Here is a 22648-nt window from a genome sequence, read left to right as displayed (position 1 = left end):
GCAAAACTGGAGGCTCACGCCAAGCCTCCGGCGGCACCTGATTCTGGCGCGGCACACAACAACAAAAGGCTGTGTGCAGGTGCACACAGGCTGGGGTGCGGTAGGGCCTGGGGCCGCAGCATGCCGCTGCTGTCCAGCAACAGGCGCCAGGTGCCCTCCGGCAGGGTGATGGGCAAGTCGTGCTGCTCCGGATTGAACACCAGAGCCAGCACCGCTTCATGCGCCGTGGCGGGGTGAACCACACAAGCAAAAGCACGGCTGTCTGGCGCATGCCAGTCTTGCAGCTGCATAGCAGCCCCCTCGGGGGTGTGCCAGCTGAGGCAAGCCTCACCCGCCACCGGTGCAGCAGCCCCATGCCAATGCGTGTGACGCAGCAGCGGGTGCTGACGACGCAGGCGCAGCAGCTCGGCCACAAAAGCCGTCAAGTCGGTTTGGGCTTGCGCCCAGTCCAGCCAACCGGTGGGATTGTCTTGGCAGTAGGCATTGTTGTTACCGCCTTGGCTGTTGGCGATGTCATCGCCCGCCAGCAGCATGGGCGTGCCCTGCGCCAGCAGCAAGCTGGCAAGCATGGCACGGCGCACGCGCTCGCGTGTGGCTGCAATGGTGGGGTCGAGGCTGGGGCCTTCCACGCCGAAGTTGGCGCTCAGCTCGCCATCGCGGCCGTCGCGGTTGTCCTCGCCATTGGCGTGGTTGTGCTTGCGGCTGTAGCTCACCACGTCTTGCAGCGTGAAGCCGTCATGTGCGCTCAGATAGTTGATCGAGGCCCAAGGCAGGCGCTGGCTGTGCTGAAACAGGTCGCTGGACGCGCACAGGCGGCGCGCAAACTCCCCACGCCCTGCCACTGGCCCGCCGCAGTGAGGCCCCAGCCAGTAGGCGCGCACAGCGTCGCGGAACTTGTCGTTCCACTCCATGAAGCGGCCTGGGAAGCGGCCAGTTTGGTAGGCGTCAAAGCCCGCCGCGTCCCAGGGCTCGGCGATGAGGTGGACCTGCGCCAGCAGTGGGTCTTGGCGCAATGCGGTGAAGAAGGCGGCCTGAGGGTCGAAGCCTCCGCTGGCCACACGCCCCAGCACAGGGGCGAGGTCAAAGCGAAACCCGTCCACGCCCATTTCCTGCACCCAAAAGCGCAGCGAATCCAGCACGAGCTGGGTGACGCGCGGGTGGGCCACATTCAGTGTGTTGCCACAGCCCGTGAGGTTCTCGCTGCGGCTTTTGTCGTCGGCCTGCAGGCGGTAGTAGCTGGCGTTGTCGAGCCCACGCCAGCACAGCGTGGGGCCCCATTCGTTGCCCTCGGCGCTGTGGTTGTAGACCACGTCCAGCACCACCTCCAGGCCCGCCTCGTGCAGCGCCGCCACCATGGCGCGGAACTCCGCGGCCACAGCGCTGGGGTCGCGGCGGTGCGCGGCTTGAGCCCAGCGCGGGTCGGGCGCGAAATAGCCCAGGGTGTTGTAGCCCCAGTAGTTGCGCAGACCTTTGCGGCGCAGGTGCGGCTCGTCCAGCGCGTAATGCACCGGCAGCAGCGAAAGGGTGGTGACGCCCAGGGCCTTGAAATGCGCGATGGCTGCGGGGTGGGCCAGGCCTGCATAGCTGCCTTGCAGCGCGGGCGGGATGCCCGGGTGCTGCATGGAAAAGCCTTTGACATGCAACTCGTAGAGCACCATGTCAGCCGGGGCGATGCGCGGGGCGCTGTGGCGCGGTGAGGGCCCCACCAGCGGTGCGGGCACGCACGCTTTGAGCGCCTGCACGGCGTTGTCGCGCACATCAAAGCTGTGCGTGCCCTCGGGGTGGTCCACCACATAGCCGTGGTGCTGGTCGGCCCCATCGAAGTGGCCGACGATCTCCCGCGCGTAGGGGTCCAGCAGCAGCTTGTGCGGGTTGAAGCGGTGGCCTCGCTTGGGGTCATAAGGACCATAGGCCCGCAGCCCGTAGAGCAGACCGGCGCCTACGCCGGGCAAAAAACCATGAAAAACGCCGTCATGCGGCCCATGCAGCGCGTAGCGTCGCAGCTCCTGAACCCCGTCAGGTGCAAAGAGGCAGAGTTCCAGCGCCTCGGCGTGCTCGGAGAAGACCGCAAAGTTCACGCCCTCCTGCCCTTGCTGTGGCCCGACCTGGGCCCCCAGTGGATAAGGCCGCCCAGCCCTGAGCTGCTCCGGCCAGAGCGATATCGACAAGGGTAGGCCGCCCACAGTCATGGCGAGGGACTCAGAAACAGCGTGGCCAACGGAGGCAAGTCCAGGCTGAGTTGCGCATCGGCCGCCACCTGCAGTGCGCCGATTGGCGTACCCGCATCGCTGCCACCGTAGTCTGCCGCGTCGGTGTTGATGTGCACGCGCCAAGCAGGCGCAACGCAAGGCATGCGCAGGCCGTAGCCAGGGCGCGGCACGGGTGTGAGGTTGCACACCACCACCATCACGCCGCCCTGGCCGTCAAACCGCGCCCAGGCCAGCACCGATTGCTCACGGTCTTCGGCCTGCAGCCAGGCAAAGCCCGCGGCCTCGCAGTCCAGGCGGTGCAGCGCGGGCTCGCGGCGGTAGAGCTGGTTGAGATCGCGCACCAAGCGCTGCAGGCCCGCATGGCGCGGCTGCTCCAGCAGCAGCCAGGGCAGCTCGGCCTCGAAGTTCCACTCGGTGGGCTGGCCGAATTCCTGACCCATGAAGAGCAGCTTTTTGCCCGGGTGTCCCCACATCAAGCCCAGGTAGGCGCGCAAGTTGGCGAACTGTTGCCACGCGTCGCCAGGCATTTTGGCCAGCAAAGAGCCCTTGCCGTGCACCACCTCGTCGTGCGAGAGCGGCAGCACAAAGTTTTCGCTGAAGGCGTAGACCAAGCCGAAGGTGAGTTTGTCGTGATGCCAGCGGCGGTGTATGGGGTCCTCGCGGAAATAGGCCAGGGTGTCGTTCATCCAGCCCATATTCCATTTGTAGTGAAAGCCCAGGCCCCCGGCATGGACTGGCGCGCTCACACCGGCAAAGGCGGTGGACTCCTCCGCCAGGGTCACCACCCCCGGCGCCTGCGCCCCCAATACGGTGTTGAGGTGCTGCAACAGCGCGATGGCCTCCAGGTTCTCGCGTCCACCCTGGGCGTTGGGCAGCCACTGCCCGGGCTGGCGCGAGTAGTCGCGGTAGAGCATGGAGGCCACGGCATCCACGCGCAGCCCGTCCACACCCCAGCACTCGGCCCAATACAGCGCACTGCCTGCCAGAAACTGCCGCACGCCGGGTTTGGCAAAGTCAGGGATGAGGGTGTTCCAGTCCGGGTGATAGCCCTCGCGCGGGTCGGCGTACTCGTACAGCGGCGTGCCGTCAAATCGTGCCAAGCCATGAGCGTCGGCGGGAAAGTGCGCGGGCACCCAGTCCAGCAACACGCCCAGGCCCTGGGCATGGCAGGCCGCCACAAAGCGCGCAAAGCCCTCGGGCGGGCCAAAGCGCGCACTGGGCGCGTATGGACCCAGGGCCTGATAGCCCCAAGAGCCATCGAAAGGGTATTCGGTAATGGGCAGCAGCTCGACATGCGTGAAGCCCAAATCAGCAGCGTAGGCGGGCAGCTGCGCGGCCAACTCGTCCCAGTTGGGGCAGCGCCCATCGGGGCGGCGCCAGCTCGGAGCGTGCACCTCGTAAATGCTCATGGGCGCGTCACGCCGGTTGGCGCCCTGGCGTTGTGCACTGAGCGCGCGCGGCTGCGGCGGTGCGGCGCTCACCACGCTGGCGTTGTCCGGGCGCAGCTGCGCAGCACGGGCATAGGGGTCGGCCTTGAGCGGCAGCAGCTGGCCCTCGGGGCCTTCGAGCTCGTACTTGTAGAACTGGCCCAGCTGCGCCTGCGCCACCAGACCGCACCAAATGCCGCTGTCGCCCAGGCGCTGCAGCACATGGCGGCGGCCGTCCCAGGCGTTGAAGTCACCCACCACGCTGACGCGCCGCGCCGCCGGGGCCCACACGGCAAAGCGCACGCCCTGCCCTGCTTGCACATGTGCGCCCAGGTGCAACCAGGGGCGCGGGTGCTGGCCGCGCGCCAGCAAGGCGAGGTCCTCTGCGGCGATGAGTTCAGCGGACATCAGCGCAAGCTCTGCACCGACCAAACGCGCTCGACGTATTGCGCAATGGTGCGATCGCTGGAGAAGCCGCCCATGCCCGCAATATTGAGCAGCACCTGACGCGCCCAGTCCTGGGGCTGCTGATAGAGCGCATCCACGCGCTGCTGCGCGCTGAGGTAGTCGGCAAAGTCGGCCATGAGCAGATAGGGGTCGCGGCTCAGCAGCTGGTCCACCAAGGGGCGGTAGCGGCCACTGTCGCCCGCGCTGAACTCGCCCTGTGCAATGGCCTCAATCACGCGCTGCAGCTGCAGGTTTTGCTGCACATACAGGCGCGGGTCGTAGCCCAGGGATTTGATCTGCGCCACGTCCTGGCTGCGCAGGCCGAAGGTGAACATGTTCGCTTCGCCAAAGGCCTGAGCCATTTCAATATTGGCGCCATCCCAGGTGCCCAGGGTCAGCGCACCGTTGAGCGCAAACTTCATATTGCCCGTGCCCGAAGCCTCGGTGCCAGCGGTGGAGATTTGCTGGCTGAGGTCGGCCGCTGGGATGATGCGCTCGGCCAGGCTGACGCCGTAATTGGGCAGGAAGACGAGCTTGAGCCGGTCGGCCACGCGCGCATCGCTGTTGACCACCCGGGCCACATCGTGGGCCAGCTGGATGATGCTCTTGGCCATCTGGTAGGCGCTGGCGGCCTTGCCCGCCAGGATGACGGTGCGCGGCACCCAGTGCGCCGCGGGGTCGGCCACCATGGCCTGATAGCGCGCGATCACATGCAGGAGGTTGAGCAGCTGGCGCTTGTACTCGTGAATGCGCTTGATCTGCACATCAAACAGGCTGTCCGGGCTCACCGCCAGGCCCAGCTCGCGGCGCACCAGCGCGGCCAATGCCTCTTTGTTGGCGCGCTTGACAGCCTGCACCTCGCGGCCCAGCGCTGCGTCCTCGGCCAGGGCTTTGAGGCCCGCCAGCTGGGTCAGATCCTGGCGCCAGCCACGGCCAATGCGCGCGTCAATCAAGCCCGACAGCGCGGGGTTGGCCTGCTGCAGCCAGCGCCGCGGCGTCACACCGTTGGTGACGTTGTGAAAGCGCTCGGGGAAGAGCCGCGCGTAGTCGGCAAAAATGGTTTGCACCATCAGCTCGGAGTGCAGCGCGGCCACGCCGTTGACACGGTGCGAGGCCACGATGGCCAGCGCCGCCATGCGCACCCGGCGCTCGCCACCGTAGGGGCCGCCCTCGTCGATCAGCGACACCCGGCGCACCAAATCCTCGTCGCCAGGGTGGCGCTGGCGCAGCTCGGCCAGGAAGTGGTGATTGATCTCGTAAATGATGTCCAGATGGCGCGGCAGCAAGGCCTCGAACAGGCGCACCGGCCAGGTCTCCAGCGCCTCAGGCATGAGGGTGTGGTTGGTGTAGGACACCGCCTGGCGCGTGATGCGCCAAGCCTCCTCCCAGGGCAGGCCATGGTCGTCCAGCAGCAAGCGCATGAGCTCGGCCGGTGCCAGGGCGGGGTGGGTGTCGTTGAGGTGGATGGCGTTGCAGCGGCCCAGGCTGTGCAGCTCACCGAACTCGCGCAGGTGGCGCTGGATCAAGTCCTGCAGCGAGGCGCTGACCAAAAACGCCTCCTGCTTGAGCCGCAGCTCGCGCCCGGCCTCGGTGCTGTCGTCGGGGTAGAGCACCCAGTTGAGCGCGTCGGCAGCCACGCGGTGGCGCGCTGCGGCGGCGTAGTCGCCCTCGCAAAAAGCTTTGAAGTCGATGGGGGCTTGCGCCACCGCATGCCATTGGCGCAAGGTGGCCACGCGCTCGCTGTGGTGCGCGGGCACGATGAAGTCATAGGCCTGTGCCTGCACCACCTCAGCAGGCCGCCAGCGCCGCGTGCCATCGGCCTCCACCCGCACGCGCCCGCCAAAGCCCACGGCGTAGCCGATGTCGGGGCGGTGGATCTCCCAGGGGTTGCCGCCGCGCAGCCAGTCGTCGGGTGACTCCACCTGGCGCCCCTCCTGTATGCCCTGGGCGAACATACCGTACTGGTAGCGCAGGCCATAGCCAAAGGCGGGCAGGCCCAGCTCGGCAAAGGAATCCAAGAAGCAAGCCGCCAAGCGTCCCAGACCCCCATTGCCCAGCGCGGCATCAGACTCACGCTCCAGCACATCCGACAGATCCATGTCTTGCCGCGCCAACGCCTCACGCAGCGTCGGGGTCAAGCCCAGCGCCGCCAGCGCATTGGACAGCGCGCGGCCCATCAAAAACTCCATGGAGAGGTAGTGCACGCGGCGCACGGCGGCGTCGGGGCCGCGCTGCGCGTCGGCCTGCTGGGTCTGGCCCCAGCGCTGCGCCAGCGTGTCGCGGCAGACCGCCGCTGCCGCACGCAGCAGGGTGTCGCGGCTGGGCTGGACGGGCGAGGCGGCACGGGCCAGCTCGCGCTGCAGCGCCTGGGCAAAGGCATGCTCCCCCCCTGGGACCTGGGTCATCTCGGCTTGGGTCTTGATCATGTTAGGCAGACAGGCCAGCAAGGGTTTCAGTATCACCCACGGCGCAAATTTCGTGTAGTTTCACTACATATGGTAATCCCGGAATGGGTCATAAGCCTTTGATTACAAGAGAATGCCTCGGGAAATCCATGCAGAACCCAACGTTGTTTCACGCCATCTTGGGCTGTATATTCTCTACAAAGAAGGGCAGCCCGCGACGCCACAAACGCCAGCTCAGTGGCCAGCCCCTCAGCCCACCCAGTGCACACAAGCCGGGCCGCCAGCCCGGCGCGGAGGTATCCCCTTGGCAGACGTGAAGCTGCAAGCCGTGGTCAAGACCCATGGGTCAAGCACCATATTGCACGGCATCGACCTGGACATACGCGAGGGCGAATTCATGGTCTTTGTCGGCCCTTCGGGCTGTGGCAAGAGTACGTTGCTGCGCACCATTGCCGGACTGGAGGACATCAGCGGCGGCGAGCTGCGCATTGGCGGGCGGCTGGTCAACGACGTGCCCCCAGCCGAGCGCGGCGTGGCCATGGTGTTCCAGAGCTATGCGCTGTACCCACACATGACGCTCTACCAGAACATGGCTTTTGGTCTGGAGCTGGCGCGCGTACCCAAGGAGGAGATCGAGCGCGCTGTGCACCATGCCGCGCGCATTCTGCACATCGAGCACCTGCTACAGCGCAAACCCAAAGACCTCTCAGGCGGCCAGCGCCAGCGCGTGGCCATCGGCCGCGCCATCGTGCGCAAGCCCGAGGTGTTTTTGTTCGACGAGCCGCTGTCCAACCTGGACGCAGCGCTGCGCGTGCGCATGCGCTACGAGTTCGCCAAGCTGCACGACGAGCTCAAAACCACCATGGTCTACGTCACCCACGACCAGGTCGAGGCCATGACGTTGGCCGACCGCATCGCCGTGATGTCGGCTGGGCGCATCGAACAAGTAGGGTCGCCGCTGGAGCTGTACGAGCACCCCAACAACCTCTTTGTGGCGGGCTTTATCGGCAGCCCGCGCATGAACTTGCTGCCCGTGGAGCTGCTCAGCGGCCAGGCTCATGAGGCCGTGTTGCGCCTGGCCGATGGCCAGCAGCTGCGCGCCCTGGTGGACGCCTCGGGCCTGGCCCCGGGTGCGTCGCTGACGCTGGGCGTGCGGCCCGAACACCTGCGCCTGGGTGGCCACGACAACACCCTGCAGACTCAGGTGGCCTTTGTCGAATCGCTGGGCGGCACCACCTACGCCTACTGCCCCTACCCGGGCCTGGAAGAACCTCTGACCTGCCAGTTCGAGGGCCGCAATGGCCGCGACCGCCTGCGCATGGGCGACGCGCTGACCCTGCACCTCCCACCCGAGGCGCTCTACGTCTTTGACGACACCGGCCGCGCACTGCGCCGCCAGGCCGCACCGGAGCTGCAACCATGAGCCGCACCTGGGCCGCGTTGGTGTTGGCATTGGCAGCCTGGGGCGCCCAGGCTCAGAGCGCGCCGCGCCTGTTGGTGTGGATCAATGGCGACAAGGCCTACAACGGCCTGGCACAAGTTGGCCGTGCTTTTGAGGCGGTCTCGGGCGTGCAGGTGGTGGTGGAACACCCCGTCGACGCCCCCGAGAAATTCCAACAAGCCACGGGTGCGGGCAAAGGGCCCGACATTTTTTGCTGGCCCCACGATCGCGTGGGCGAATGGGCGCGCGCGGGTCTGCTCACGCCGCTGCGCCCCAGCGCGGCGCTGAAGGCCGAAATCGAAGACACGGCCTGGGAGGCCTTTCGCTACCGTGGGCGGCTCTGGGGCTACCCGCTGGCCATTGAGACTGTGGGCCTGATCTACAACAAAGCCCTGGTACCCAAGCCCCCGGCGAGCTTTGACGAAGTCATTGCACTGGACCGCCAACTGGCGCGCCAAGGCCGCCATGCGATTTTGTGGGACTACAACAAGGCCTTCTTCAGCTGGCCGCTGCTGGCCGGTGCGGGGGGCGAGATCTTTGGCCGCACCCCGGAGGGCGACCCCGACCCAAGCCAGATCGGCGTGAACAACCCCGGCGCCCTGGCCGGGGGGCGCATGCTCGAGCGCCTCTTCAAAGACGGCCACATGCCACGTGGCGCGCGCTATGCAGAGATGGAGTCCGCCTTTGCGCGCGGCGAAGTGGCCATGATGATTTCCGGCCCCTGGGCCTGGGACAACGCGCGCCGCGCCAAGATCGACTTTGGCGTGGCCCCCATCCCAGCGGTGCTACCGGGCAAGCCCAGCAAGCCCTTCGTGGGCGTGGTGGGTTGCATGATCACCGCCCCCTCCAAGCTCAAAGACGTGGCCCGTGAGTTTCTGGAGCACCACCTGCTGCGCCCGGCCGCCTTGAAGGTGCTCGACGCGGATGTGCCCATCGGCGTCCCCGCCAACAAGGCCTTCTACGCCGAGCTGGCGAGCAACCCGCTCATCAAGGCCAGCATGGACAACGCCCGCGTCGGCCTGATCATTCCCAACGTGCCCGAGATGGGGCGCTTTTGGTCGGCCATGAACGCAGCGCTGGAGGCCATGAGCAACGGCCTGCAGCCAACACAAGAGGCGCTGGACGGCGCGGCCGCGCGCATGCAGCTGAAATGAAACGCCTCAGCCCCACCCCACCCGCGCCCGCGCTGACCTTGCCCTACACCCAGCGCCCCCTGGGCAAGGGGCAGCAGCTGGCGCGCGCGCTGCACTGGCCGCTCACCGGCGCGCTGGTGTTGGCGCTGCTCTATGCCGTGTTTGCGCTGTACCGCCTGAGCCAATCCGGCTGGGCGCTGGGTCTGCTGGTGGTGGGCAGCGCGGGTTTTTACGTCTATCTCGCACGCTCCACACAGGCCTGGCGCTACCTCTTTCCCGCTGCGCTGGCGATGCTGGTGTTCATCGCCCTGCCCCTGCTCTACACCGTGCAGATGAGCTTCACCAACTACGCCTCGGCCCATCTGCTCAGCCAGGAGCGGGTGCGCAGCTATTTGCTGGAGCAGCACGACGCCGTGGAGGAGGAGGTGCTGGCTTTCAGCCTGCACCGTGCGGGCGCGGACACCTACCGCCTGGCCTTGAGCGCGCAAGAGGGTGCCCCCGCACGCTGGGTGAGCCCGCCGCTGACGCTGCGCGCGCCCACCGCACCCGTACAGCTGCTGCCCGCCGCGGGCATGGCGCTGGGCCCAGCGCTGTCGCTGCGTGAGCGGATTGAGCACCGCCTGGCACTGCAGCAGTTGGAACTGCACCTGCCCAGCGCAGCGGCTGCCGACGCTGCGCCGCTGCGCTACCTGGGCCTGCGGGAATTCGGGCCGCTACGCCCGCACTACCGCAGCCTGCCCGATGGCGCGCTGCTGCGCAACGCCGACGGCCAACGCTTTGAGCCCGACACAGAAAGCGGCTGGTTTCGCAGCCGCGATGGTCAAACTCTGCAACCGGGCTTTACGGTCAATGTCGGAGCCAAGAACTACGCCCGCATGGTGCTGGATGCCGAATTCCGTGGCCCCTTTGTCGCTGTCTTTGGCTGGACGGTGTTGTTCTCGGCGCTGACAGTGCTGTTTGCCACGGGCATTGGTATGGGCCTGGCGGTGCTGCTGAACTGGGAGGACCTGCGCGGGCGCGGCGTCTACCGCACTCTGCTGTTCCTGCCCTATGCGGTGCCGGGCTTCATCTCCATCCTCGTCTTCAAGGGCTTGTTCAATCAGAACTTTGGCGAAATCAACGCCATCTTGGATGCGCTGTTTGGCGTCAAACCTGCCTGGTTTGCCGACCCGTTGCTGGCCAAGACCATGCTCTTGATCGTCAACGTCTGGCTGGGCTACCCCTACATCATGATTTTGAGCGCGGGGCTGCTGAAGTCGGTTCCGGCCGATCTCTACGAGGCCTCAGCGCTGGTGGGTGCGGGCCCGCTGACGAATTTCTGGCGCATCACCGCGCCGCTCATCTTCAAGCCGCTGGCACCGCTCTTGGTCTCGGCCTTTGCCTTTAACTTCAACAACTTCGTGCTGATTGCCCTGCTCACCGACGGACGGCCGGACTTCCTCTCCACCAAGATCCCCGCAGGCCAGACCGACATTCTGGTGAGCTACACCTACCGCATCGCGTTTTTGGACTCGAACTCCGACTTCGGCCTGGCTGCCGCCATCTCCACGCTGATCTTCCTGCTGGTGGCAGCCATGTCCTTGATCAACCTGCGCCTGATGCGCAAAGCCCAAGCCTGAGGAGGCCGCAGAAAACATGGCCATTGTTCGCAGCAAACAAGCCCGCTGGCGCGTGTGGGCTGCCCATGCCGTGCTGTGGGGGTTTCTGGCGCTCACGCTGTTTCCGCTGCTGGCGGTGCTGTCCATCTCGCTGCGCCCGGGCAATTTCGCCACCGGCAGCCTCATCCCCAGCGAGATCAGCTTGGAGCACTGGAAGCTGGCCCTGGGCATGGCCTATCAAGGGCCCGATGGTGCCTGGGTGACACCGCCCTTTCCGGTGCTGCTGTGGCTGTGGAACTCCATCAAAGTGGCGACCTTCGCAGCGCTGGCCATCGTGGGCGTTTCCACCACCGCGGCCTATGCCTTTGCAAGACTGAAGTTCCCCTTCAAACCCGCGCTGCTCAACGGCATGCTGGTGCTGCAGATGTTCCCGCCGGTACTGGCTTTGGTGGCCATTTACGCCATTTTTGAAACCCTGGGCAGCGTGGCGCCGGCTCTGGGCCTGGAGACCCATGCCGGGCTGGTGCTGGCCTATATGGGCGGCTTGGCCACGCATGCCTGGACCATCAAGGGCTATTTCGAAACCATTCCGGTGGAGATTGAAGAAAGCGCCAAGGTCGACGGCGCCAGCCCCTGGCAGACCTTTGCCCGCGTGCTGCTGCCCATGGCAGTGCCCATTTTGGTGGTGGTGTTTGTGTTGGCCTTTGTCGGCGCCATCATCGAGTACCCCGTGGCCTCGGTGCTGCTGCGCGAAGAGGCGCACCTCACACTGGCCGTGGGCTCCAAGTATTTTTTGCACGACCAGCGCTTTCTCTGGGGCGACTTTGCCGCGGCCGCCGTGCTCTCGGGCCTGCCCATCACGCTGGTGTTTCTGCTGGCCCAGCGCTGGATCATCTCGGGCCTGACGGCAGGCGGCGTCAAGGGCTGAGGCCCCCAAACAAAACGGGCCCGAAGGCCCGCCGTGCGTGTGCTGCCACTGCAGCGCCTGCATCAGAACTTGTAGCTCGCCCCCAGCAAGTAGCTGCGACCCCACTCGATGTACTCCAGCGGCCGGTCCTTGCTTGCAGCATAGGTGCGGTAGGCATCATTGCCCAGGTTGTTGACCTGCAGCAGCAGGTTCAGGCCCTTGGCAGGTCCGCTGTTGAAGGTGTAGCCCAGCTGCATGTCCACGATGCTCTCGCCCACCACGTAGCGCAGGGTACGGTTGCCGTTGAAGTTGCCGATCTCGCCGATAAAGTCCGAACGCTTGCGCTGGCTGATGCGGGCCTCAAAGCCCTCACGCTCGTAGTAGGCCGTGAGGTTGTAGACGCGCTTGGACAGGCCCGGCAGCGAGATGAAGTCACTGCCCACACTGCTGGCACTCTCCGGGTCTTTGATCTTGATGGAGCTGCTGTTGAAACTGGCGCTGGCAATCACGCCCAAACCCTTGAGCGCGGGGCTCAGCAGCTCCAGCGGCAGCGAGGCGGCCAGCTCCACGCCCTTGAGCTTGCCGCCCTTGCCGTTGTAGGGCGCACTGTAGCTGCCCGAGCTCAGCGCTGCGGGCGAGCCCACCGGCGGCACATAGCCCGCCACAAACTTGGAAAAGTCGTAGCTCTGGTTGGTCTGGGTGTAGATGTAGCTCTTCAAGTCCTTGTAGAAGGCGGCAGCCGACACATAGGCCTTGGTGCCGAAGTACTTCTCATAGGACACATCCAAAGCGTTGGCAATCCAGGGGTCCAGGCGCGCATTGCCGCCGCTGGCGCCAGGCTTGCCGGTGGCCGTGTCGATGCCAAAGTCCAGCGCCGAGCGCAGCTGGTCCACACGCGGTCGCGCCATCTGCCGCGCCAAGCCCAGGCGCAGGGTTTGGTCGTCCGCCAAGGACACGGCCAGGTTCAAGCTGGGCAAGACATCGGTGACAGTTTTGCCGTCGTTGACAGGCTTGACCCGGCTACCCGCTGCAGCGGTGCCGTCCCAGTAGTTGGCGCTGGAGGACTGGTCCACACGCACCATCTGCAGACCAAAGTTGCCTCGCACCGGCATGCCACCGAGGCTGCCATCCAGATTGGCGCGCACAAAAGCGGTGGTGGTTTTCTCGCTCACATCCCAGGCCTTGGACACCAAATAGCTTTCGGCATCGGTGGGCTGGAAGACCATGTAGCGGCCCACAGCTGCGGGCACATTCCAAGCCGGAATCTGGCCCAGGCCGGCAAAGCTCAGGTCCACCGGGCTGTACTGCAGGTCTGCAGCAATCGTGCTGCTCCCTTGCGGGCCCACATTGATATTGCCCTCGGGCTGGCGCTTTTTCTTGGACCGGTCGACATAGGACAGGCCAACATCAAGGTCGGCAATCCAAGCCACCAGCGGCTGGGTGAACGGTATGTTGCCCGTGAGCTTGAAGCCGGTGAGCTCGTCTTGCACACTGGGCACTTTGCCGTAACCCGAGCCGTAGATGGTGTCGCGCAGGTAGAGCTTGCTGGGGTCGGCGTAGTTCAGCGTGGGCACCATGGTGGAGAACCCACCCGGGTTGAAGCTGAGCTTGACGGTGTCGTAGGGCACGCCGCCCACAGGGCTGAGCTGGGCGTTGTTTTCCAGACTGAGTTCCTTGCGCTTGGCCTTGGAGTAGCTCAGGTCCGCCACCACGGTGATGCCCCCGTCCAGCGTGAACTTGTTGTTCCAACCCGCGGCGGTGATCTCATCTTCTCGCTTGTTGTACATGCCCCGCACCAAGGGGTAGACGTTGGTGATGGTGCCGCCGGTGTGGGTGTTGGCAGCGTTGGTGCTGCTTTGCACCCAGGTGCAGTCAGGCTTGCAGGGGTAGGCCCCGTTGTATTGCAGATTGAGCTCGAACTGGTTGGCCGTGTTCTCTTCCTTGGCCTTGGACCAGAAGGCATCCACCACACTGGTCCAGGCCTTGAAGGGGCGCAGCTCCAGCGTGGCCATGAGCCCATTGCGTTCGGTCTTGCCAGTGCGGCGCAGGGCCTTGATGCCGTCGGTCACAAAGCTGCCCGCTTGCACACCGGGGCGGGACTCCAGCTTCCAGGGCTCGTAGAGGCCGACCTGGTTTTCCTGGCTGGGCGTTTCCTGGTGGGCAAAACCCACGGCCAGGCCGACCGTCCGGTTGGCAAACTGGTCGATATAGCTGGCGCTGACGCGGTTGCCGTTGGCACTGGCATTGGCCGCCGAGCCCAAAGCGTTGCGCTGGCCGCGCGCGTTCAGGGCCACCGAGCGGGTGCCAAAATTCAGCGGCCGCACCGTCATCATGTCCAAGGTGCCTGACAAGCCCTGACCCACCAAGGCCGCGTCGGGCGTCTTGTAAATGGTCACGCCACTGAGCAGCTCCGAGGGGTATTGGTCGAACTCCACGCTGCGGTTGTCGCCCGTACTCACCAGCTCGCGTCCGTTGAGCAAGGTGGTCGCAAAGTCCGGCGAGAGGCCGCGCACGCTGATCACCTGCGCACGCCCGGCCACGCGCTGGGCCGACAGGCCCGGCAGCCGCGCCAGGGACTCGGCAATTGAGGCGTCGGGCAGCTTGCCAATGTCCTCGGCAGAGACGGACTCCACGATGGCGTCGGCATTGCGCTTGACGGAGATCGCGTCCTCAATGCCCTTGCGAATGCCCGTGACGGTGACCTTCTCCAAAGCCTTGGGCTCGGCTTGGGTTTGAGCTTGTGCCACCGTGGCCAAGGCCAACAGCGTGCAGCCCAGGGCCACTTGGCTCATGCGCCAGATGTCAGGTCCAGCGACTCGCGCGGGGGATGAATTCAAGGTCATCTGTATCTCCTCTTGCTTCAAGGCGGCGGCTTGCACCCAAACCCCACCCAACCAAATCGACCCGTGTTCCAACGAGCCGGGGGGCCGCACCAGGGCTCGAAACAGCCACAGGCCGCAGGGCGGCAAGCCGCGTTTGTAGCAAAACTAGATATTCAGAAACATGGACAAAACCATGATTGCAGCCAAGCTGACGCCAAAACACGACGCAACCCATTGATTTTCAGGCAGGAATCCCAAAGACCCCTCGGCCACACAGGCGGCCACAGGCGTGAACCCTGACAAAGAATGTAGCTTGCCTACACCACCCACCCTCAGGCCGGCTTGTGTGCCGCTGAGGGCTCCAGCGCCACCGCAGCCCCACCCAGGGCCGCCAGCGTGTCGGTGATCAAGGCCGTGGGAATGGCCTGCAAATAGGACTCAAAGCGGCCCTTGGCCTCAAAGCGCTGGCGAAACTGCGAGCGAAAGAAGAAATCCCCCAACCTCGGCACGATGCCCCCGCCGATGTATACGCCGCCACGCGCACCCAGGGTCAGTGCCACATTGCCCGCAAAACCGCCCAACAACGCGCAAAAACTCTCCAGCGTCCTGACGCACAACACATCGCTGCCGGCCAGCGCCGCCTCCACAAGGGCCTCGGCACCCAACTCAGCCGCAACCTGCCCATGCACAGCCGCCACCGCCCGGTGCAGGCGCGGCAGACCCATGCCTGAGAGCAGCCGCTCGGCCGAGACATGGGACAAGTCGCGCCGCACATGGGCCAGCAACTCGCTCTCAAAGGCATCGGCAGGAGCCAGGGTGGCGTGCCCACCCTCCCCCGGCAAGGCCTGCCAGCCCTGGGCCGTCTGCACCACACCAGCCACCCCCAGACCGGTACCTGGACCGATCACGGCCAAAGTGCCCTGGGGTCGCGGCAGCTCGGCGGCATGGCTGCGCAGCTGGTGCCCTTGCAGGCGAGGCAAGGACAGCGCCAAGGCCTCAAAGTCGTTGAGCACCCGCAGGCGCTGCAGCCCCAAGGCCTCACACAGCGCGCGCTGCGAAAAGCACCAGCTGCTGTTGGTGAGCTCCACCTTATCGCCCTCCACGGCGCATGCCACAGCCAAGGCGGCGCAGCGCGGCGCAGCGCCAGCCCCTCCCAGCTCAGCGGGCAGGGTCGCCAGATAGCTGCGCACCGCCTCGACCACCCCCGGGTAGGCCGCCACTGCAAGCGTGCGCACATGACAGAGGTGGCCCTGCGGCATGAGCCAGGCAAAGCGCGCGTTGCTGCCGCCAATATCAGCCAGCAAAGCGCCCTCGTTACGGCCAACCGTCGCGGGGCCTGTCATGCCGCAGCGGGCCCCAACAGCGGAGCACACAAAGCGGCAGCAACCCAGAGCGCTAGGCCGACAGCAGCATCAACTAAGAGGTATACGGGTGGGTGCATGGCCATGTGGGCGCATTCTAGGTAGCAAAACTACACGCAATCAAGTGCAAACACATTGCGAAATTACAGACCCAAGCCCTGCCACAGCCTCAGCCTCCGGCTCAGGACCTGATGCCGGCGCGTACCGTGGCGGCATCCGGCGACATAATCGCGCGCACTTGTTGGTCAAGCCGCCTTGCGCGCCCCGCGTTCTCTACCCGCTGATCCATGGCCACTTCTTTTGATAGCCCCCGCCTGATCGCCGACGTTGGCGGCACGTTCGCGCGTTTTGCCCTTGAATCAAGCCCTGGGCAATTCGAGCACGTGCGCTCGCTGCGCTGCGCTGAGCATGCGGACTTCCATGCCGCACTCACCCACTACCTGCAGCAGCTGCCTGCAGGGCAGCCGGTGCGCCACGCAGGGGTGGCCATTGCCAACCCGGTGGAGGGCGACCAGGTGCGCATGACCAACTACCACTGGCAGTTCTCGATTGAGGAGATGCGCCAGCGCCTGGGGCTGGAGACTTTGCTGGTGGTGAATGACTTCACCGCCCTGGCCATGGCCGTACCGCGCCTGCCCGGCACGGCATTGCGCCAGGTGGGCGGAGGCGAGGCGCGCAAGCACAGCGTGGTGGGCCTGCTGGGCTCAGGCTCGGGCCTGGGTGTTTCGGGCCTGATCCCTGCGGGTGAGGGCTGGGTGGCCCTGGGCACCGAGGGTGGCCACAGCAGCTTTGCCCCGCGCGACGAGCGCGAAATCGCCTTGCTGCGCCACGCATGGCAGCAGTTTGACCATGTCTCCTTCGAGCGCCTGCTCTCGGGCCCTGGGCTGGAGCTGATGTACCGCGCCATGGCCGAACACGCGGCTCAGCCTGCCCAAGCCCTGCAGGCCCCCGAAATCACCCAGCGCGCGCTCGACGGCAGCGATGCCCTGTGTAGCGACACCCTGGATCTGTTTTGCGCCCTGCTGGGCACGGCGGCGGCCAATCTGGCCGTGACGCTGGGTGCGTTGGGGGGCATCTACATCGGCGGAGGCATCGTGCCGCGCCTGGGCGAGTATTTCGACCGCTCGCGCTTTCGCCAGCGATTTGAGGACAAGGGGCGCTTCAGCAGCTATCTGGCGGGCATTCCCACCTATGTGATCACGGACGAGCAGGCCACCTTTGTGGGCGCCTCAGCCATTTTGGAAGCGCAGCTGCGCCAGCTGGAGGCCGGGGGCGCCATCCTTGAGCAAATCCGCCGCGCGCGCAGCCAGCTCAGCCCCGCGGAGCTGCGCGTGGCCGAGCATGTGCTGGCCCACGCTCGCACCGTGCTGAATGACCCGATTGCCGAAATCGCACGCGCCGCGCAGGTCAGCCAACCCACGGTCATCCGCTTTTGCCGCTCGCTGGGCTGCGAGGGCCTGTCAGACTTCAAGCTGCGCCTAGCCTCAGGTCTGACGGGCACCATGCCCGTGACCCACACCCAGGTCACGCCCGCCGACTCCATGCTGGAACTGGGCGCCAAGGTGTTGTCCAACACCGCCTCGGCCGTGTTGCAAGTGCGCAGCGCCCTCAACCGCGACATGATTGACCGCGCCGTGGCCCTGCTGCTGCAGGCGCGGCGCATCGAGTTCTTTGCCGTCGGGCACTATGGCGTGGTGGCCCAGGACGCGCAGTTCAAATTCCTGCGCTTTGGCATTCCCAGCAGCTGCAACACCGACCCGCGCCTGCAAGCCCTGGCCGCCGAGGTGTTGGGCGAGCAGGATGTGGCCGTCATCATCAGCGCCAGCGGCAAGCTGCCCGAGCTCATGCAGGTGGCTGAAGTCGCACGCGCGCGGGGCGCTAAGGTGCTGGCCATCACGGCCAGCCAGTCGCCCTTGGCCAAAAAGGCCGATGCGGTGCTCATCGTCGACCATGTCGAAGACGTCAGCGTGCAGCTGCCCATGATCAGCCGCGTCCTGCACCTCTTGATGGTGGACATCCTGGCCGTGGGCATGGCCATGCGGCGCAACCCCGAGGCCGCGCTCGTCACGCAGACTCGCGAAGCGCTGGATGAATCCAACAGCGCAGCCCGCCCACGGCGCGGCGCCGACAGCAGCGCGCCGGGCGTGAGCCTCTCGCGCCTGACCTCGCACAGCCACTAAGGCCTGTGCAGCTTCAGCCCTGCAGGCCCTCAAAAGTCGTGGCGTTGATCCAGTCCACGATTTGCGCGTTGGTGTATTGGCCGGAGGACTTGAGCATGGCCACCACCGGGTCGCAGGCGCGGGCGAAGAAGATGTAGAGCGGCAACTCCGGCGGCAGCTCGGGGCGGATGTCGCCGCTGGCCTGGGCCTCGGCAATCCAGATGCTGAGCCGGTTGCTCAGCGAAATGAGCCGGTCCATATAGGCGTCGTTGGACTGCAGCGCAGTGCTGAGGCTGGAGTTCTGCGCGGGCAGCGTGGGCATTTCGCCCTCCAGCTGCGTGAGCATGGCCCAGCCCGTGAGGGCTTTGAGCTGCTCCAGCGGCGTGGGCAGGGGCTCTAGCGCGCGGCGCTCGTCCACAAAGGCCAGCGCCCGCTCCAGCACCGCCACCATGGCCGCACCGGCCAGCTCCTCTTTGGACGGAAAGAGCCGGTAGAGGCTGGCCTTGGCCAAGCCCGCTTCGGCCGCCACCTCGTCCATGGTCATGGCGTCATAGCCCTTGGTGGCCAGCAGGCGGTTGACCGCGCCCACGATGGCTTGTTCGCGCACGCGCTGGAGCTGCTGTTTGATCGATGCTTTAGGACTCATGACGGCTCCATTCTAGAGGCGACAGACCCCAATCAAAACCCCCAAGTCCATGGTTTGAACTTAATGGTTGCATTTTTGGACTGATGAGTTCACACTTTGCCCCAGAGAGTTCAAAACACAGGAGCATCTATGCCTCGCGTCGCCGTCGTCGGCTCAGGAATTGCGGGTTTGGCCGCTGCCAGGCATCTGGTGCAGGCTGCAGCCGGCCTGGAGGTGGTGCTGCTGGAAGCAGGCAGCCATTTCGGTGGCCACGCCCATACGGTGGACGTGACGCTCTCGGGCGTCAGCGCCGGGGTGGACACGGGCTTTTTGGTCTTCAACCACCGCACCTACCCCTTGCTCAAGCAGCTGTTTGAAGAGCTGCATGTGCCCACGGCGGCGGCGGACATGTCCTTCTCCGTGCAAGTGCCGCAGCCCGACGGGCGCCCCGGGCTGGAGTGGGGCGGCAGCTCGCTGCAGGCCGTGTTCGCCCAGCGCCGCAACCTGCTCAAGCCGCGTTTTTGGTGGATGCTGCGCGAGATCGTGCGCTTCAACCGCCTGGGGACCGAGCTGGCCGTGCAAGCCGAACAAGGTCTGGCGCCAGCTGAGGTGATGCAGCAGCCCGTGGGCGACTTTTTGGCCCAGCACGGCTTTTCGGCGGCGTTGCGCGACGACTACCTGCTGCCCATGCTGGGCTGCATCTGGTCCTGCCCCACGGAGCAAATGCTGCGCTTCCCGCTGGCCACCTTGCTGAGGTTCTGCCACAACCACGGGCTCATGCAAATCAGCGACCGGCCGCAGTGGTACACGGTGCAAGGGGGCTCGCGCCAATACGTGCGCCGCGTGGTCGAGCAGCTGCCCGACGCGCGCCTCAACAGCCCCGTGCTGGCCCTGCACCGCCAGGCCGACGGCGTGCTGCTGCACACCGCGCAAGGCGCGCAGCACTTCGACGCCGTGGTGCTGGCCTGCCACAGCGACCAGGCCCTGGCCCTGCTGGGCGGCCAAGCCAGCGAGCCCGAGCGCGAGGTGCTGGGCGCGCTGCGCTACCAGAACAACCACGCCGTGCTGCACACCGACGCCAGCGTGCTGCCCACGCGCCGCGCCGCCTGGTCGGCGTGGAACTACGAGCGCGCCGCGCAAGTGGGCCAGGAGCACAGCCGCGTGTGCCTGCACTACTGGCTCAACGCCCTGCAGCCCCTGCCCTGGCAGCAGCCGGTGATCGTCTCGCTCAACCCCGCTCGCCCCATTGACGAGCGCCAGGTGCTGCAGCGCATCGACTACAGCCACCCGGTGTTTGACCTCGCCGCCATTGCCGCGCAGCAGCGCGTGGGCGCCTTGCAGGGCCAGCAACGCACCTGGTATTGCGGCGCCTGGCTGGGCTATGGCTTTCATGAAGACGGGTTGCGCAGCGGCCTGGCCGCCGCCCAAGCGCTGCTCGAACAGCGGCCCAGCTGGCGCACCAGCGCCGCACAAGGTGCCGCATGAAACTCGCCCTGCAGCCGCACATCGGCATTGGCACGGTCTGGCACCAGCGCCTGCGTCCGGCGGGCAATGCCTTTGCCTACCGCGGCTACTTTGTGCTGCTGCCCATGCGCACGCTGCGCCACACGCCCTGCGCCGCGCTCAAGCGCAACCAAAAAGCCGCGCTGCTGAGCTTTCACGATGCCGACCACGGCGAGGGTGGCGCCGACGCGCTGGCCTGGGTCGAAGCGCTGCTACAGCGCGAGGGCGTGAGCGATGCCGATGGCGAAATCTGGCTGCAAACCCTGCCGCGCGTGCTGGGCTTTGCGTTCAAGCCCGTGAGTTTTTGGTATGCGCTGCGCGCCGACGGCTCGCCCGCGGCCGTGGTGGCCGAGGTGAACAACACCTTTGGTGAACGCCACATCTACCTGCTGCGCCATCCCGCCTGGGGCCAGACGGTGTGGGCCGACAAAGCCTTTTACGTCTCACCCTTTTGCCGCGTTGAGGGGCAGTACTGCTTTCGCTTTCGCATCACCCCCGCGGCCGCGCACCGCGCCGCTGCCGTGCAAGCCCGCGTGGACTTGTACGACGCAGACGGCGCGCTGATTCAAACCAGCCAAAGCGGCCGCCTTCAAGCCCTCACCCCCGCCAGCGCACGGCACGCTTTCTGGAGCGTGCCGCTGATGAGCTGGGGCGTGGTGTGGCGCATCCACTGGCAGGCGCTGCGGCTGTGGCTCAAGCGCGTGCCTCTTGTTCCCAAACCTGCTGCGCCCAAGGACTTAGCCTGACCATGAACACCACCACAGCCCCCCTGCGCCCAGCGGCAGCACAGGCGCTGCCAGCACAAGCTCCGGCCACTGTGCGAGCCACGCTCAAGCTTCTGCAACAGCTGCCCCACGGCCAGCTGGAACTGCACACGCCCGATGGCCACACCCTGTTGCTGGGCAAGGCCGACGCCTCCGCCCACGGCCCGCACGCCATGCTGACCCTGCGCGACTGGCGCGTGTTCAGCCAGGTGCAACTGCGCGGCGACATCGGCCTGGCCGAGAGCTTTATCGACGGCGACTGGGACAGCCCCGACCTGAGCGGCTTGCTGGCACTGTTTCTGGCCAACCGCCGCCATATCGAAGCGCTCATTTACGGCAACTGGTGGGGCGGCATGCTGCACCGCATCCGCCACCGCATGCGGCGCAACACCCTGCGCGGCAGCGAGCGCAACATCCACGCCCACTACGACCTGGGCAACGCCTTCTACAAGCTGTGGCTGGACCCCAGCATGAACTACAGCGCCGCCTGGTTCCAAGACCAGGACCCGGCTGAGGTGCCGCTGCACGAAGCCCAGCTGGCCAAGATGCGCCGCGCGCTGGACGAGTGCGGCATTGCACCGGGCCAGCGCTTGCTGGAAATTGGCTGCGGCTGGGGCGCCATTGCCGAGCTGGCCGCCCGCGACTACCAAGCGCAGGTCAGCGGCGTGACGCTGTCGCGCGAGCAACTGGCCTGGGGCCAGCAGCGCCTGCAAAACCTCGGCCTGGCCGATCGGGCCCAGCTGCACTACCAGGACTACCGCACGCTGGCTGCGCAGCACGCCGCAGCGCCTTTTGACGCGGTGGTCTCCATCGAGATGTTCGAGGCCGTGGGCGAGGCTTACTGGGAGGCGTACTTCCGCACCTTGCACAGCTGCCTCAAACCCTCGGGCCTGGCCTGCGTGCAGACCATCACCATCGACGACGCGCTGTTCGAGCGCTACCGCAGCGGCACGGACTTCATTCAGCAGTACGTCTTCCCCGGCGGCATGTTGCCCAGCCCGCGCGTGTTCGAAGCCCAAGCCAACAAGGCGGGGTTTGAGGTCGTCAAGCGCCTGGCCTTTGGGGCCGACTACGCCGAGACCCTGCGCCGCTGGCGCGACGCGTTTTTGGCCGCCTTGCCGCAAGTGCAGGCGCTGGGCTTTGACGAGCGCTTTGTGCGCATCTGGCGCTTCTACCTGGCCTACTGCGAAGCGGGTTTTGACAGCGGCAGCACCGACGTCATGCAGTTCACCCTGCGCAAGCGTTGAACACCATGCCCAGCCCCACCACCCCAACGCTGCGCCGCCGCACTGCCTTGCTGGCCACGGCAGCTCTGCCCCTCACGCTACTGCCTTGCACCATGACACAAGCCGCCACCGACACCGCCCCAGCCGTTCCCGCCGAGCTGGCCGCGCTCCTGCCCCAGGCCCGTTTGGTGGGCAAGGGAAGCCTGCGCTTTTTCGGGCTTATGGTCTACGAGGCCAGGCTGTGGGCCGCGCCGGGCTTTGAGCCCCAGCGCTGGGAGCAGCACGCCTTTGGGCTGGAGTTGCAGTACGCCCGCAAGCTCGAAGGCAGCGCCATTGCCGAGCGCTCGGTGGCGGAGATGCGCCGCATCGGCCCCTTCAGCCAAGAGCAAGCACAGCGCTGGCTGGCGCTGATGACGCGCGCCTTCCCCGACGTGGTGGCGCAAGACCGGCTGCTGGGCTGGCACCGCGGCCAAGGCGAAGTGCGCTTTTTGCACAACGGTCGCCCCACCGCAGACCTCACCGACGCCGACTTTGCGCGCCTGTTCTTCGGCATCTGGCTGGCCCCGCAGACCTCGGCCCCGGCACTGCGCGAGGCGCTGCTGGGCCTCAACACACGCTGA

15 protein-coding genes are annotated in these 22648 nt (G+C 66.2%); 9 read left to right on the top strand and 6 right to left on the bottom strand.

Annotated features, from left to right (window positions below; genetic code table 11):
• Positions 1–14 precede the first annotated feature (14 nt).
• The 3 genes from glgX to ACG0Z6_RS02610 are packed head-to-tail and all read right to left on the bottom strand — an operon-like array spanning position 15 to position 6510.
• The gene (gene glgX / locus ACG0Z6_RS02620) at positions 15–2189 is read right to left on the bottom strand and encodes a glycogen debranching protein GlgX (protein WP_394458507.1); all 2175 of its coding nucleotides are present in this window, start codon (positions 2187–2189) and stop codon (positions 15–17) included.
• On the bottom strand, positions 2186–4045 hold the full coding sequence (gene glgB / locus ACG0Z6_RS02615) for a 1,4-alpha-glucan branching protein GlgB (RefSeq protein ID WP_394458506.1): 1860 nt from the start codon (positions 4043–4045) through the stop codon (positions 2186–2188). The genes glgX and glgB overlap by 4 nt, the downstream gene beginning before the upstream one ends.
• Positions 4045–6510, bottom strand: coding sequence for a glycogen/starch/alpha-glucan phosphorylase (locus tag ACG0Z6_RS02610; RefSeq protein WP_394458505.1), 2466 nt, complete (start codon positions 6508–6510; stop codon positions 4045–4047). The genes glgB and ACG0Z6_RS02610 overlap by 1 nt, the downstream gene beginning before the upstream one ends.
• Positions 6511–6793: 283 nt before the next feature.
• Between ACG0Z6_RS02610 and ACG0Z6_RS02605 the strand changes: the two genes are divergently transcribed.
• From ACG0Z6_RS02605 to malG, 4 genes are read left to right on the top strand one after another with little or no spacing between them, the layout of a single operon-like run.
• Complete coding sequence (locus tag ACG0Z6_RS02605; protein WP_394458504.1) at positions 6794–7912, top strand: ABC transporter ATP-binding protein; 1119 nt, start codon at positions 6794–6796, stop codon at positions 7910–7912.
• Positions 7909–9084: a maltose/maltodextrin ABC transporter substrate-binding protein MalE gene (gene malE / locus ACG0Z6_RS02600; protein WP_394458503.1), complete on the top strand. Its 1176-nt coding sequence runs from the start codon at positions 7909–7911 to the stop codon at positions 9082–9084. Before ACG0Z6_RS02605 ends, malE begins: the two co-directional genes overlap by 4 nt.
• Positions 9081–10682: a maltose ABC transporter permease MalF gene (gene malF, locus ACG0Z6_RS02595; RefSeq protein WP_394458502.1), complete on the top strand. Its 1602-nt coding sequence runs from the start codon at positions 9081–9083 to the stop codon at positions 10680–10682. The genes malE and malF overlap by 4 nt, the downstream gene beginning before the upstream one ends.
• A gap of 16 nt (positions 10683–10698) precedes the next feature.
• The gene (gene malG / locus ACG0Z6_RS02590) at positions 10699–11589 is read left to right on the top strand and encodes a maltose ABC transporter permease MalG (protein WP_394458501.1); all 891 of its coding nucleotides are present in this window, start codon (positions 10699–10701) and stop codon (positions 11587–11589) included.
• Positions 11590–11651: 62 nt separating this feature from the next.
• Here the strand turns inward: malG and ACG0Z6_RS02585 are convergent, their stop codons facing one another.
• Positions 11652–14360 carry a TonB-dependent receptor gene (locus tag ACG0Z6_RS02585; RefSeq protein ID WP_394458500.1) on the bottom strand — a complete coding sequence of 903 codons (2709 nt, stop codon included), beginning with the start codon at positions 14358–14360 and terminating at the stop codon, positions 11652–11654.
• Between the two features lie 362 nt (positions 14361–14722).
• Entirely contained in the window at positions 14723–15733 is a 1011-nt protein-coding gene (gene glk / locus ACG0Z6_RS02580; RefSeq protein WP_394458499.1) for a glucokinase, read from the bottom strand.
• 305 nt (positions 15734–16038) lie between these two features.
• Here glk and ACG0Z6_RS02575 point away from each other — a divergent pair, with 305 nt between their 5' ends.
• On the top strand, positions 16039–17931 hold the full coding sequence (locus ACG0Z6_RS02575) for a glucokinase (protein ID WP_394458498.1): 1893 nt from the start codon (positions 16039–16041) through the stop codon (positions 17929–17931).
• 13 nt (positions 17932–17944) lie between these two features.
• Here the strand turns inward: ACG0Z6_RS02575 and ACG0Z6_RS02570 are convergent, their stop codons facing one another.
• Positions 17945–18556, bottom strand: a complete 612-nt coding sequence (locus ACG0Z6_RS02570; protein WP_394458497.1) for a TetR/AcrR family transcriptional regulator — start codon at positions 18554–18556, stop codon at positions 17945–17947.
• A gap of 129 nt (positions 18557–18685) precedes the next feature.
• Here ACG0Z6_RS02570 and ACG0Z6_RS02565 point away from each other — a divergent pair, with 129 nt between their 5' ends.
• Genes ACG0Z6_RS02565 through ACG0Z6_RS02550 form a run of 4 tightly spaced genes read left to right on the top strand, consistent with a single transcriptional unit; the run spans position 18686 to position 22648 of the window.
• Positions 18686–20020, top strand: a complete 1335-nt coding sequence (locus ACG0Z6_RS02565) for an NAD(P)/FAD-dependent oxidoreductase (RefSeq protein ID WP_394458496.1) — start codon at positions 18686–18688, stop codon at positions 20018–20020.
• Positions 20017–20784, top strand: a complete 768-nt coding sequence (locus ACG0Z6_RS02560) for a DUF1365 domain-containing protein (RefSeq protein ID WP_394458495.1) — start codon at positions 20017–20019, stop codon at positions 20782–20784. Before ACG0Z6_RS02565 ends, ACG0Z6_RS02560 begins: the two co-directional genes overlap by 4 nt.
• Before the next feature lie 2 nt (positions 20785–20786).
• On the top strand, positions 20787–22049 hold the full coding sequence (locus tag ACG0Z6_RS02555) for a class I SAM-dependent methyltransferase (RefSeq protein WP_394458494.1): 1263 nt from the start codon (positions 20787–20789) through the stop codon (positions 22047–22049).
• Between the two features lie 5 nt (positions 22050–22054).
• The gene (locus ACG0Z6_RS02550; RefSeq protein ID WP_394458493.1) at positions 22055–22648 is read left to right on the top strand and encodes a chalcone isomerase family protein; all 594 of its coding nucleotides are present in this window, start codon (positions 22055–22057) and stop codon (positions 22646–22648) included.

The sequence above is a fragment of the Roseateles rivi genome, from assembly GCF_043555845.1.
Taxonomy (GTDB): domain Bacteria; phylum Pseudomonadota; class Gammaproteobacteria; order Burkholderiales; family Burkholderiaceae_C; genus Roseateles; species Roseateles rivi.
Note: the sequence above shows the minus strand (reverse complement) of the source record. Positions and strands in the feature narration are given on the sequence as shown.

Coding starts and splice junctions, on each gene's coding strand:
- ACG0Z6_RS02555 (WP_394458494.1), top strand. CDS start 20,787: ATGAACACCACCACAGCCCCCCTGCGCCCAGCGGCAGCACAGGCGCTG.
- malF (WP_394458502.1), top strand. CDS start 9,081: ATGAAACGCCTCAGCCCCACCCCACCCGCGCCCGCGCTGACCTTGCCC.
- malE (WP_394458503.1), top strand. CDS start 7,909: ATGAGCCGCACCTGGGCCGCGTTGGTGTTGGCATTGGCAGCCTGGGGC.
- ACG0Z6_RS02585 (WP_394458500.1), bottom strand. CDS start 14,360: ATGAGCCAAGTGGCCCTGGGCTGCACGCTGTTGGCCTTGGCCACGGTG.
- malG (WP_394458501.1), top strand. CDS start 10,699: ATGGCCATTGTTCGCAGCAAACAAGCCCGCTGGCGCGTGTGGGCTGCC.
- ACG0Z6_RS02610 (WP_394458505.1), bottom strand. CDS start 6,510: ATGATCAAGACCCAAGCCGAGATGACCCAGGTCCCAGGGGGGGAGCAT.
- ACG0Z6_RS02565 (WP_394458496.1), top strand. CDS start 18,686: ATGCCTCGCGTCGCCGTCGTCGGCTCAGGAATTGCGGGTTTGGCCGCT.
- glgB (WP_394458506.1), bottom strand. CDS start 4,045: ATGTCCGCTGAACTCATCGCCGCAGAGGACCTCGCCTTGCTGGCGCGC.
- glk (WP_394458499.1), bottom strand. CDS start 15,733: ATGACAGGCCCCGCGACGGTTGGCCGTAACGAGGGCGCTTTGCTGGCT.
- ACG0Z6_RS02570 (WP_394458497.1), bottom strand. CDS start 18,556: ATGAGTCCTAAAGCATCGATCAAACAGCAGCTCCAGCGCGTGCGCGAA.
- glgX (WP_394458507.1), bottom strand. CDS start 2,189: ATGACTGTGGGCGGCCTACCCTTGTCGATATCGCTCTGGCCGGAGCAG.
- ACG0Z6_RS02575 (WP_394458498.1), top strand. CDS start 16,039: ATGGCCACTTCTTTTGATAGCCCCCGCCTGATCGCCGACGTTGGCGGC.
- ACG0Z6_RS02560 (WP_394458495.1), top strand. CDS start 20,017: ATGAAACTCGCCCTGCAGCCGCACATCGGCATTGGCACGGTCTGGCAC.
- ACG0Z6_RS02550 (WP_394458493.1), top strand. CDS start 22,055: ATGCCCAGCCCCACCACCCCAACGCTGCGCCGCCGCACTGCCTTGCTG.